General features: G+C 68.2%; 9 protein-coding genes. 5 read left to right on the top strand and 4 right to left on the bottom strand.

The window, feature by feature from the left end; translation table 11 throughout:
* Positions 1 to 76 precede the first annotated feature (76 nt).
* From K3M35_RS14605 to K3M35_RS14595, 3 genes are all read right to left on the bottom strand, one after another.
* Positions 77 to 535, bottom strand: a complete 459-nt coding sequence (locus K3M35_RS14605; RefSeq protein WP_006552614.1) for a DUF6098 family protein — start codon at positions 533 to 535, stop codon at positions 77 to 79.
* 81 nt (positions 536 to 616) lie between these two features.
* Positions 617 to 2,137 carry a sugar transferase gene (locus tag K3M35_RS14600; RefSeq protein ID WP_019290937.1) on the bottom strand — a complete coding sequence of 507 codons (1,521 nt, stop codon included), beginning with the start codon at positions 2,135 to 2,137 and terminating at the stop codon, positions 617 to 619.
* Positions 2,138 to 2,494: 357 nt separating this feature from the next.
* The gene (locus K3M35_RS14595) at positions 2,495 to 3,610 is read right to left on the bottom strand and encodes a glycosyltransferase (RefSeq protein WP_259444032.1); all 1,116 of its coding nucleotides are present in this window, start codon (positions 3,608 to 3,610) and stop codon (positions 2,495 to 2,497) included.
* Between the two features lie 177 nt (positions 3,611 to 3,787).
* Between K3M35_RS14595 and K3M35_RS14590 the strand changes: the two genes are divergently transcribed.
* The 5 genes from K3M35_RS14590 (at position 3,788) to K3M35_RS14570 (ending at position 10,605) form a co-directional block, all read left to right on the top strand.
* A complete protein-coding gene (locus K3M35_RS14590) occupies positions 3,788 to 5,569 on the top strand; it encodes an alpha/beta fold hydrolase (protein ID WP_220666592.1) in 1,782 nt (593 codons plus the stop codon).
* The gene (locus K3M35_RS14585) at positions 5,566 to 6,963 is read left to right on the top strand and encodes an O-antigen ligase (protein WP_144376954.1); all 1,398 of its coding nucleotides are present in this window, start codon (positions 5,566 to 5,568) and stop codon (positions 6,961 to 6,963) included. Before K3M35_RS14590 ends, K3M35_RS14585 begins: the two co-directional genes overlap by 4 nt.
* Positions 6,846 to 7,928 (top strand): glycosyltransferase family 1 protein, encoded by a 1,083-nt coding sequence (locus K3M35_RS14580; protein WP_220666591.1) that lies wholly within the window; start codon positions 6,846 to 6,848, stop codon positions 7,926 to 7,928. Before K3M35_RS14585 ends, K3M35_RS14580 begins: the two co-directional genes overlap by 118 nt.
* Before the next feature lie 12 nt (positions 7,929 to 7,940).
* A complete protein-coding gene (locus K3M35_RS14575; protein ID WP_230826372.1) occupies positions 7,941 to 9,488 on the top strand; it encodes a flippase in 1,548 nt (515 codons plus the stop codon).
* An 82-nt stretch (positions 9,489 to 9,570) separates the two neighbouring features.
* Positions 9,571 to 10,605, top strand: a complete 1,035-nt coding sequence (locus K3M35_RS14570; protein WP_308257076.1) for a cellulase family glycosylhydrolase — start codon at positions 9,571 to 9,573, stop codon at positions 10,603 to 10,605.
* Here the strand turns inward: K3M35_RS14570 and K3M35_RS14565 are convergent, their stop codons facing one another.
* Complete coding sequence (locus tag K3M35_RS14565) at positions 10,606 to 11,688, bottom strand: GNAT family N-acetyltransferase (protein WP_006552622.1); 1,083 nt, start codon at positions 11,686 to 11,688, stop codon at positions 10,606 to 10,608.
* Positions 11,689 to 11,838: the final 150 nt, after the last annotated feature.

Genomic DNA, 11,838 nt, shown 5'->3' with positions numbered 1-11,838 from the left:
TCCGGTGTGACACGCACACGGAAGCCCACCCCGCGATATGCCGGGGTGGGCTTCCTGCGTTCTGCGCGAACGGTTCTCAGTCGCTCCTGTGCGAATCACCGTCGACGTCGAAGTGCTCCTCGTACCACCTCTTCGCCTCGTCGAGCACATTCCTGCCGAGCCGGGCATGGGGCCGGACGTCGACGAGCAACGGTTCGTGGCCGGGACCGCGCCCGACCATCCTGCCCGTGAGGATCCAGACGAACCGACCGTCCTCGTCGCCGAACCCGGTGCACGTGCAGACACGGCGGGCGACCCAGTCCTTGACGGGCCGGCGCCACCACGGCTCCGGAGCGAGGGTGGTGGCGACGAGCCCGGGCAGGGTCACGTTCGCCTCGCGATCGCGGCTCGGCCCGTCCTCGGCATCCGCCGCCGGACCCTTCGAATACCGCAGGTAGAGCAGCGGATCCGTCGCGACGTCGGCGAGCTGGTCGAGCGAGGTGATCAGCGGGATGTCGTCGGGATCGGGTTGGAAACCCCGCACGGACGTGTTCACCTTCGACTCCTCCTGCAGATCCCACGGCGAAGTCGAAGGGTTCCCTGCCCACCGGCTACGAAACCCCGCACTGCGGTGGGGTCAGTAGGCGCCGTCGCTCGCGAGCACCGCGCGCACCGTCTTCACGACGATGAGCAGATCCTGCACCATCGACCAGTTCGCCACATAGAACAGATCGAGGCGGATGCGGTCGGCTTCGGACAGGTCGGATCGCCCGGAGACCTGCCACAATCCCGTCATGCCGGGTCGCACCAGGATGCGGCGTGGAACGAAGCCCGGGATCTTCTCACCCTCACCCACCGCGAGGGGACGCGGCCCCACGAGACTCATGTCGCGGGCGAGGACGTTGAACAGCTGTGGCAGTTCGTCGATGCTGGTGCGGCGGATGAACCGTCCCACCGGCGTGATCCGCGGGTCGCGGGCCGACTTGTAGAAGGTCGCGTCCTCCTGACCGGTCTGCGCGCGGACCGTATCGACCATCCGGTCGGCATCGACGACCATCGATCGGAACTTCCACATCCGGAAGACGGTGCCGCCCAGGCCGACGCGTTCCTGCCGATAGAAGACCGGACCGCCGTCCTGGAGTTTGATCAGCGCGGCGACCACAAGCATGACCGGCGCCGCGATCGTGAGGGCGAGGACCGCGCACACGAGGTCGAAGGTCGTCTTGGCGATCCGATGCGACCCGCGGTACTGCGGCTCCTCGACGTGCACGAACGGCAACCCACCCACGGGATGCATCGACAGTCGCGGCAGGGCGATGTCGGTGACGCCGGGAGCCACCACGAGATCGACGCGATACGGCTCGAGTTCCCATGCGAGCTCGCCGATATCACCGTTCCCCCAGTGCGTTCCGGCAGCGATCGCGACGGTGTCGGCGCCGGAGAGCTTGACGGCGTTGATCACGTCGGTTTCCGCACCGAGTACCGGGATCTCCTGTCCGGCGACGGTGATGGTGCGCCCGCTCTCCCCCGTGTACCCGGTGGTGCACACACCGACGACGCGGTATCCGGCCGAGGTGTCGCGGACGAACGATCCGACCATCGCATCCACCGCGCGTTCGGAGCCGACGACGAGCACCGAGGTCCGGAACTCGCCCCGCACACGCCGGCGTTCGATCGAACGACGGCACCATCGACGTCCGAGCGGCAGAACGACCAGGCCGACCGGCATGGCCAGCAACACGTAGACCCGGATCGTGTCGAGGTCGGTGGCGAACGAGTCGACGAGGAACGAGGCGATCGCGAGCAGACCGAAGGTCTGCAGGGTCGCCCTCGTGACGAGCCGGTACTCCTCCTCGCCGCTGCCCACGATCGGCTTCTTGCGAGTTCCGTTGAGTGCCAGAATCGCAAGCCACAGGCCGGCCACCACGATCGCCGAGGCGAGTCCTCGGGTCACCGAGGACCCCGGGTCGACCGGTCCACCGATCATCGTCCCGGCCCCCTGCGCCAGGACGACGGTCGTGACGACGATCGTCGTGTCGGTGATCGCCAGCGACCGGAGATAGGTGCGCTGCCATTGTCTGCGCGGGACACTTCCGTGACCGTCGCTCGTGTCGTGGGTCGGCGCGTTGCGGCGCGCCAACTCGGGTCCGATCCCCATACTTCTCCTGCTTGCCTACTCCACGCGAAGTGGCCCCGACAGCCAGATGAACGATTCGGTGATTATGTCCGTTTTCTCGAAGGAACGCGAATCCTGTTTCAGTGCAACGGATCACAGTGACGCGGGTGATTCCACCCTGAAGCGAAGAAGCTACGCGTAGCTCGAATTACTTGTGCGCGTAGTTACTTCAGCAAAGAACACATTCATGAAGCGGCGACGAACGCAGCTCGGCCGGCGGCAGTGAGCCATGACGATCCCCCATCGAACCCCATCAGCAGGCCCCCGACCCGGGAGAAAGGTACAACAGAGGCGAACCGGCGACAAGAGTTCGTCTACTCGTCGGTAGTATGATGTGAGTCACGCCGTTCCGATCCCCTCCCCGACCCAGTCGCGGATGTGCTGCTGGAAGTTCTCCGAGGACAGCGCGGCGACGGCCTCGTTACGGCCCTTCGGCACACTGTCGATCGCGGCGATGCACTCGGCGACCGCCTCCACCCTGTCCTCGCGGAAACACAACCCGTCGACCCCCTCGGCAACCGTCTCACCAGCACCTCCGAGCGCGTTGACGACCACACGCGCCCCTGCCGCACGTGCCTCGACGGGCATGATCCCGAAGTCCTCCACCGCAGGAAAGACGTAGACGTGGGCCTGCTGGTAGAGCGCGTAGAGCAGGGCGTCCGACGGTCGAGCGAGCACGTGGACCGGCACCGTCGCCTCGTCGGCGAGCTGCCGCAGCCGGCCCTCCTCCGGCCCCGATCCCGCGATCACCGCCGGCACCCCGGCGAGGTCGGCTGCCCGGATCACCCAATCCAGTCGCTTGTACGGCACGAACCTCGACGCCCCCAGCACGAAGGTCTCCGGAAGCCCCTCCAGCAGGGCGGATTCGGCGGCGGACAGTTCGTCACGCCAGTCGGGCACCGACGAGATGCGGGCCGTCTCGACGGGAGGGAAGATCACACGCGCCTCGACACCCCAGGCCCGCTCGATGCGGCGACGCACGAAATCGCTGTTCGCGGCGAAGTGTGCACCCTCCCGCGCGCGACGCCGATCGAGGGCACGCAACGGAGGTGCCGCGCACCGCACCGCGGCCGAGGCACCCCGATCGTCGAGTTCCGGATTCCACAGGTAGCGCGCCGGAGTGTGTACGTAGACGAACTTCTCGAACCCGCTCGGTGCGCCCCGGAAGGTCACGTGGTGGGCGAAACAATGCGAGCTGACCAGGGCGAAGTCGTACGAACCGGGTCGGCGACGCCAGACGTACGGCATGGCCGACAACGCCAGCGCCTTGCTCCTACGCAGAGGTGTGCGTGCCAGACCGCTCTCGTGCACCGTCCGCCCCGGATACCGGTCGGCGTCGTCCCACAGGCACAGGACGTCGGCGTCGGGAAAGGTGCGGACGAACTCGTCGAGAACCTTCTCCGAACCTCCGTCGCGTGCGATCCATTCGTGCACCAAGATTCCAGGCACAGCCATCCCTCCGAAGACCCCGAGCCGATCGGGAGGGTACTTTATGACCTTGCCGACGCCGAGAGGTAACGGGTCGGCACAATCCCTCGATACGAATGCGTCCGAACGGCAAGAAGATTCAGGGTCCGAGACGGGGCGGGAAATCACCCCCTCTTTCACCCCCTCGACAGTGGAGGTCACGGAGTGGATGTGCGACACGCGTCGTGGTTCGGCGACCCTGAGTCCCCGATCCTCGGGCACGTCCACCTTCCCGCCGACCGCCGCGCGCGCGGCGCGGTGGTGCTGTGCCCACCCCTCGGCAAGGAACACCTCGACACCTATCGAGGCGTCAAGGCTCTCGCCGAGCAACTCGCCGAGCGGGGACTGGCGGCAGTGCGCTTCGACTACACGGGCACCGGAGACTCGGCCGGCGATCAGGATTCGCCCGACGCGGTCGCGGCATGGCAGCGCAGCGTCGTCACCGCAGTGGAGACGGCCCGCGCGAGCGGCGCCGAGCACATCACCGTCGTCGGACTGCGCACCGGCGCACTGATCGCGGCGACGGCACTGCCCGAGTGCGGACCGGCCGACGCCGTCGTGCTGTGGGATCCGATCGTCTCGGGCCGAGCGATGTTGCGCGAACAACGCGCCCTCTACCGTCTCGCCCTCGGCGCCGACGATCCCGAAGACCCCCGGGTTTCGATCGTCGGCGGGGTTCTCGCCCCCGAAGCTGCCGACGCGCTCGGCGCCCTGAAGATCGATCCGAGGTCGCTGAACGGCACACGAACCCTGCTCGCGACCCGACCCACAGCCCGCGAGACCGCCGCGGTGTCGGCGCTCGCCACCGCACTCGGCGGTGACGAGCTCTCCCTCGACGCCCACGAATCCTTCGTCACCCCCAGCACACTCCACTCCGCGATCCCGACCGAGCAGCTCACCCGGATCGCCGATTGGGTAGTTGCGGGCGCGCCGGCCGCCACCCGCGAGGTCCACTTCCCCGAGTGCGGCCGCGCGGTCGTCGCGACCACCGACTCCGGGCTCCCGATCCACGAGAGCGTCGAATATCTCGGCCCGAACGAGATGTTCGCGCTGCGCACGCACGGGGTCGCCCCCGAATGGTTCGACACCGAGGGGTTCGGCACCGAGGGGTTCGGCACCGGCAGGTTCGGCGCCCCGCGCCGGTCCACCCCGACGGTGTTGTTCTTCGGCACCGCCTACGAGCACCGACTCGGCCCGAGTCGTCTCTGGGTCGAGCTCGCACGCGAGTTCGCCGCGCACGGCATCTCCACTATCCGGTTCGACCGGACCGGGGTCGGCGATACCGGCACGGCACACGGGGCGACGCCCACACCGCTGTACTCCGACGACTCCGACCGCGACGCCCTCGATGCTGTCGCCGCCCTCGGCATCGATCCGCAGGACCTCGTGGTGATCGGCCTGTGTTCGGGTGCGTGGTACTCGTCGTGGGTCGCCCTCCGGGGTGCAGCACACTCCGCCGTGCTCGTGAACGTGATCCTGTGGTGCACCCACCGCCGGAAGTCGTTGCGCGCAGATCTCGGTCCGAACGCACCCGATGTTCCGGCGATCGCAGCCCCGGCGGAACCGCAGACGATCTCCCTGCGAGCCCGCATCAAACCGTGGGCGCAGAAGTACCTGCCCTATCCATTGTGGCTGCTGCTGGGCCGAATCGGCGTGACCCAGGTTCCCGAGGTCGGGTTGGAGGCACTGCGTCGCGCGGGTGTGTCGACCACGGTCGTGCTGTCCGCCGAGGACCACCGGTGGTTCCTGACCCAGCGCGGAGACGAAGGACTTCGCCGCCTGCGCCGACGGGGCTTCACCGGGGACATCCTCACCAGCGAGGTCGGTGAGCACAGCGGTCGGCAGCGGGACGGGCGCGAGTTCCTCCGCACGGCGGTCACCTCGACCGTGCTCTCCCGTTTCGGGTCCCGCACCGCGGATCCCGCTGCAGGCGAGTACGTCTCGTGACTCCCCTGCTGATGCTCGCCGTTCCGGTCGTGCTCGTGCTGGGAGTGTTGCTCTGGCGGCGACCCCAACGCGGGTTGCTGGCGATCGCCGCGCTCACGCCGTTCCACGGCCTGCTCGCGATCGTCCCCGGCGGTGAATCACTGTCGCCGTGGAAGGAGGGGCTGCTGCTCCTCACCCTCGCCGCGACCTTCGTCAGCCCCTACCGACGGCGGCTGCCGGCACCGTCCTATCCGTGGTGGCCGGCCGTGGTCGCATGGGTGGCAATCGGAGTCCTGTCGGCGTTGCTCGTCTCGGGGCTCGCCGGCATCATCGCCATCAAGATTACCTACTTCTACCTCGTCATCCCGGTGATCCTGTGGCGTGCACCGTTCGACGCCCGCGACCGCGACCACCTGGTGACGATCCTCATGGGCACGACGGCCGTCACCGCCGTCATCGGACTCGCGCAACAGGTGATCGGCGGTGAGCGACTCGCCGAACTCGGCTACCGCTGGGACGAGCATCTGCGCATCAGCGGCGGAATCCTGCGCAGTTTCAGCACGTTCACGACACCCTTCGCCTTCGGCCTGTTCGTGATGATCGGACTGATCGTGGGGTGCTCGGTCTCCTTCGCCGATCCGCACCGGCTCCGCAACAGACTGTTCCTGTGCGCGACACCGATCATGGTGCTGGGCATGGGTGTGACGATCGTGCGCGCCAGCTACATCGGTCTCGCCGTCGCATTGTTGTGGCTGGCGGTCCACCGCTACCGCACCCTGCTCCTCGGTTTCGGCGCCACCGCGGCGCTCGCACCGCTCGTCCTCTTCGCCGTGCCGAGTTCGATTCTCGCTCCACTGTTCTCCTCGTCGAGCCTCGGTGAGCGCGGGGACGGCTGGTCGCAGACCCTGTCGTCGCTGTGGGTGCACCCCTTCGGTCAGGGTCTCGGCGCGACCGGCTCGGCTGCCGCCGACACGGTGGCCCAGAGCAACCCGATGCTGTCGGAACTGTCGTACACGGCGGCCGTGCAGTTCGGGTTCATGCCCTATCAGCCCGACAACTACTACATGAAGCTCGCCGTGGAACTCGGCCCGATCGGCGTGTGGCTGTTCGTCCTCGTACTCGTGTGCGCCGCGGTCTCGACGCTGCGTGCATCCCGGGTGCTGAGCGGGCAGGACGCCGCACTCGCACTCGGGGTGAGCGGCACGATCGTCGCGGCGGCGGTCGCCTCCACCGTGGCGACCTATCTCGAGATCTTCCCTCTCGACGTCTATTTCTGGCTACTGTTAGGAACTGTCGGATGCGCACTGACGCAACACTGGTCACCTCACCGAAGCTCGCTCACCGCATCGGATTCGGCGCCCTCGCACTCCGTCCGTCCGGCAGTGGAGTCCAGACCTACGTCCGCGAGCTGCTGACCGCGCTCGACCCGTTGTTCCCCTCGGCTGCGCTGCGCGCGACGGTGCAGTGCGATGCCGTGGGTGAACTGCCCCCTCGCGTGACCCCGTCGGTACGACCGGTCGCCTACGGGGTGCGGCGGATGCTGTACGCCAAGATGCCCGTCCGCGGGGTCGACCTGTTCCACAGCCTCGACGTCGACCTGCCCGTCCTGTGTTCCGGTGTCACCGTCTCGACGTTCCACGATCTCGCCGTCTTCGACACCCCGTGGGCGTTCAGCAAGTACCGCGCCGCCGGTGAGCGCGCACTGCTGCGCGATGCCATGCGACGGGCCGACGTGCTCGTCGCGGTCTCGAACTTCACCGCCGAACGTCTCCACGCGCTGTGCGGCCGCGATGCGGCGGTCACCCCGCTCGCCCCCGCGGCGTGGGCGAAACCTCCCACTCCCGAGGAGATGCGGGACATCCACCGGGTCTACCGGCTGCCCGAACGGTTCGTCCTGCAGGTCGGCACCGTCGAACCCCGCAAGGACGTCGCGCTCGTCGCCGACGCGTGCCGTATCCTCGACGTCCCGCTGGTGCTCGCCGGAGCCGGATCCACCGGACCCCACGCACCGGCCGGTTCGATCGGTCTCGGTTACGTTCCCACCGCACACCTTCCCGCGCTGTACGCCGCAGCGACCGCCGTCGCATACGCCTCACGCTACGAGGGTTTCGGGTTACCGCCGCTCGAGGCGATGGCGTGTGGTGGGGCAGTGGTGACGAGCGCTGTCGGTGCACTGCCCGACGTCGTCGACGACGGAGCGCTGCTCGTCACCGAACACACCGTGACCTCGTGGACCGCGGCCCTGCGCGTCGTCGTCCACGACCGTGATACCGCGGATGCGCTGCGTACCCGTGGACGCGAGGTCGCCGCGACCTCGACATGGACGCGCACCGCCGAGCTCACGCGCGATGCCTACCGCTCCGCGGGCCTGAGAATCTGACGAGGCCGTCGCGTGGGTAGACATTCGCTGGCCGACCGGATGGCCGAAACCGTCGTGATGGAGCGGATCGTCGCGGCGCACGACCCCGGCGGTACTCTCCACGAACCGCAGACCCCGGAGCTCGACGGGCGGGCCGCGCGACGCAACACCGTCGTGATGCTCGGCAGCCGGTTGGCCGTCGCCTCGATGGGCTGGGCCGGTTCGATGATCGTCGCCCGCGCGTTGGCACCGGACGACTTCGGCAAGTTCTCCTTCGTCTTCGGCCTGCTCGGGTTGCTGTCCGTCGTCACCGATCTCGGCGTGGGCCGAGTGGTGCTCGCCAAGCTCGTCGAGTGCAATCCGTGGGAGGTCTCCTACGTCACCACCGCGTTCATCGCGTTGCGCGGTGTGCTCGGTCTGCTCGGGTACGCGCTGGCCATCGGGTACGTGCTGCTGCTCGGATACTCGTCCGATGTCGTCTGGGCGACGGTGATCGCCGGTCTCGTCGTGGTGATCGCGACGCCCAACAACGCCCTGTCGGTGATGTACCAGAGTCGACTACGCATGGCATCGGTCGCGGTCGCCGAGACCTTCGGCCAGCTCGCGCAGCTGATCGCCACCATCGCCGCGGTGCTGTGGAATCCGGTGCTGCTCGTGCTCGTCGTGCCGGCCGTGATCAACGAGGTCGTCGGCGCAGGCATCCTCGTGCGCGGCGTGCGAGCGGGCAAGGCCGGTCCCCTGCCCGCCGCACGTGCCCAGTTGTGGCGGTGGCGCGAGATGCTCGTCGAGGCCATCCCCCTCAGCATCGGTTTCGCTCTGCTCACCCTGCTGTCGAAGATCGACGTGCTGATGCTCGGGCGGATGGACACTTTCGACTCGGTAGGTCTCTACACCGTCGGATACAAGTTCGCCGACCTCCTGTCGATGGTGTCGTCGACCGTCGTGGGTCCGGTGACCACGCTGCTGGTCGCCACCTGGCCGGCGCAGAGCGAGATGTTCCGGCAGCGCACGCGGGAAGCGGCGATGCTCCTCGCGGTACTGGGCGCGACCGCTACCGCGGCCTTCTGGTCGTCGGCGGACGGCGTGCTGTCCCTCCTCTACGGCGAGCGGTTCGCCGAGGCGGCCGGCGCCTCGCGCATGCTGGTGCTCGGCAGCGCTCTGTCGATGCTCACCGAACTCGGTCTCATGGTGCTCATCGCGACCGGACGCCACCGCGTCTACCCGTGGGTGGCACTGGCTGCGCTCGCCGGGAACATCGGTGCGAACCTCGTCCTCATCCCCCGCATGTCGTTCGACGGGGCGGCGCTGGCGACGGTGCTCACCGAGGCTGCGATGCTCGTCGCGATCTGGATCGTGGTGGTCCGGAGCGTCCGGATCAGGGGTCTGTTCCCCTTCACCCAGACCATGGCGATCGCGATGCTGGGTGTTTCGGTGGCCGTGTGGATGTCGCTCTTCGCGGAACGCTACGATCTTCCCTGGCCCGTCACCGCTGTCCTCTCGGCTGTCTGTGTTCTGGCCGGAACCCATGTCCTTCCCATCACCGGCGGGCTCGGCCTCGCCGGTCTCGTCAAGTCCCGTTGAGGTTGCAGTGTCCCTTTCGCGGTCGATGCCGCGTCGCGTGTCGCGGTCCATGCCGCTCCGCGCCGTTCTCACCCTTGTCGGTGTGTTCGCTCTGTCGTGTACCCAGAGCACCGAGGCACGCGACTGCCGAACAGATCTGACCGCCGACAGTCTCGGGGTCGCGACGGGAGCCGGTCTCGACTACCTCGACGCCGACGACCTCGACGCGTACATGTCGAAGGTCGCCGACAGCGGCGCCGGCTGGATCCGGTTCGACATGGACTGGTCGATCATCGAACCCGCGCGCGGACGCTTCGACTGGAGGGGCACCGACCGGGTCGTCGCCGCGGCCGACGCGCACGACCTGCAGGTGCTGGGCCTGCTCACCCACACTCCGCACTGGGCGCGGACGTCGGAGGCCGACCCCGGCGATCCGCACGGGATGCCTGCCGACCCCGGCGAATTCGGGCGCTTCGCAGGCGACGTCGCCGATCGCTACTCGGACAGAGTCACGCACTGGGAGATCTGGAACGAGCCGAACCTGACGGCCTTCTTCACCCCGCAACCCGACGTCGGCGCGTACGCCGACCTGCTCGTGGCGGCGTCGGAGGCGATCCGCAACGTCGACCCCGGGGCGGTGGTGATCACCGGCGGCCTGTCCCCCGGCACCGACAACGGCTCCGACATCGCCCCGACGACCTTCCTCACCGAGTTGTACGACCAGGGCGTGTCGCCGGCCTTCGACGTGGTGGGCATGCATCCCTACAGCTATCCCGCTCTCCCGTCCGACGCCTCGACCTCCGACTGGAACTCCTTCTACCGCATGCGCGAGATGCGCACCGTCATGGTCGAGCACGGGGATTCCGACAAGCCCATCTGGGCAACGGAGTTCGGGGCACCGACGGGCACGGACACCGACGCGGTCGGGCCCACGGAGCAGGCCGACATCCTGCGCGACGGGATCACCGAGCAACGCGCGTTGGGCTTCGTCGACAAGCTGTTCGTCTACAGCCTCCTCGACCGGGGCACCGAGGTGGCCGATCGCGAACAGAACTTCGGGGTCCTCACACACGACGGGTCGCCCAAGCCGGCCTGGGACGTGCTGCGCACGGCCGCGGTCATTCCCGGTTGCCTCTGATCAGCAGCGGTTCGACGTGAGAGCATCGCGCGCCGCCAGGCGCAGGGGACGGACGAGGTCGGCTCCGAGATCCGCGGCGCGGAGGGTCCATCGGTGGTGCGGTCGCGAGGTGGGGACGGCGACGATCCGCCCCACCCGGTAGTCACCGTTCGACCACTGCTCCTTGAATTCCGATGTGCCGAGCAGATAGTCGAAGCGGTCGATGCCCAGCTCGTCGTGGCGGTCGGCGAGGTGGCGCTGCAGCAACTGGCCGGGCTGGTAGCGGCGTACCTCGGGATGGAAGCGGCTCAACCACATCTCGGCCGTGGTCCCGGTGCGGAACATGATCTCATGTGCCGTCCATCGGTCGCCGACGAGCAGGCCCACGATGAGCAGCCGGCCGGCGCGGGCCTCGGCGTCGAGCAGCGGCCGGGTGAACGCGGTGAACGGCGGCGCACAGAAGTTGTCGCGCCCGCTGTGTGCGTCGGCGGCCGCGGCGACCGCGGTGATATCGCGCCACCTCTGCGCGAGATGGTCCGGATCGCGCACCACTTCGACGGAGACCGGGGTGCCTTCGCGTTCCAGCGAGCGTTCGAGCCGAGACAGTGTTCTCAGTGTGCGCCGACCACGCAGCGATTCGGCGCCGGCACCGGAGGCGACATCGACGGTCAGGCACCGCTCGGTTCCGGCGATGTCGATGCTCCAGCGAGGCGAGGCATGCAGCATCTCGACGAGAGGGTCGGTGAGATCGACGTGGTCGAGTTGCAGTGCCATGTTCCGATCGGCGATGCCGTCGAGCAGGTCGGCGAGCGCGGCCTCGTCGGTCGTGAGGAAGGTTCCTATCGTGGCGAGGCCGTGAGCCGGGAGTCGTAGAGCGGTGACCCCGAGACGGGTGCGGGCGTGCAGGGGCGCGAGTCCGACGAGGCGCCCGTCGCGCCGAACGGTGCACACGGCCGATCGGCCGCGCCCCATCCGATTCCAGGCCAGTACGTAGGAGGGGCGGGTCGCGACGCGCCGACCCACCTCCTGGGCGAGATCGTCCCATTCCGCGGAGAGCCGGACTGCGGATGATTCGTCGTGGATCTCGAAACTCACGGTGCGCATGCACCGAAACCTTCGGTCCACGAATCCCGCATCTTCCGGCCTCCTGCTCGTTACAGTGAATTCGCGGCGTCGGTCTGCCGCTCGCTCCACCGCAAGAATCGCAGGTCGGCGGCGCGACGTTACGACCGATGCCTGAATTGTCCGAATGGT

Source organism: Rhodococcus sp. DMU2021, from assembly GCF_019641445.1.
In the GTDB taxonomy this organism is placed as follows: domain Bacteria; phylum Actinomycetota; class Actinomycetes; order Mycobacteriales; family Mycobacteriaceae; genus Rhodococcus; species Rhodococcus pyridinivorans.
Note: the sequence above shows the minus strand (reverse complement) of the source record. Positions and strands in the feature narration are given on the sequence as shown.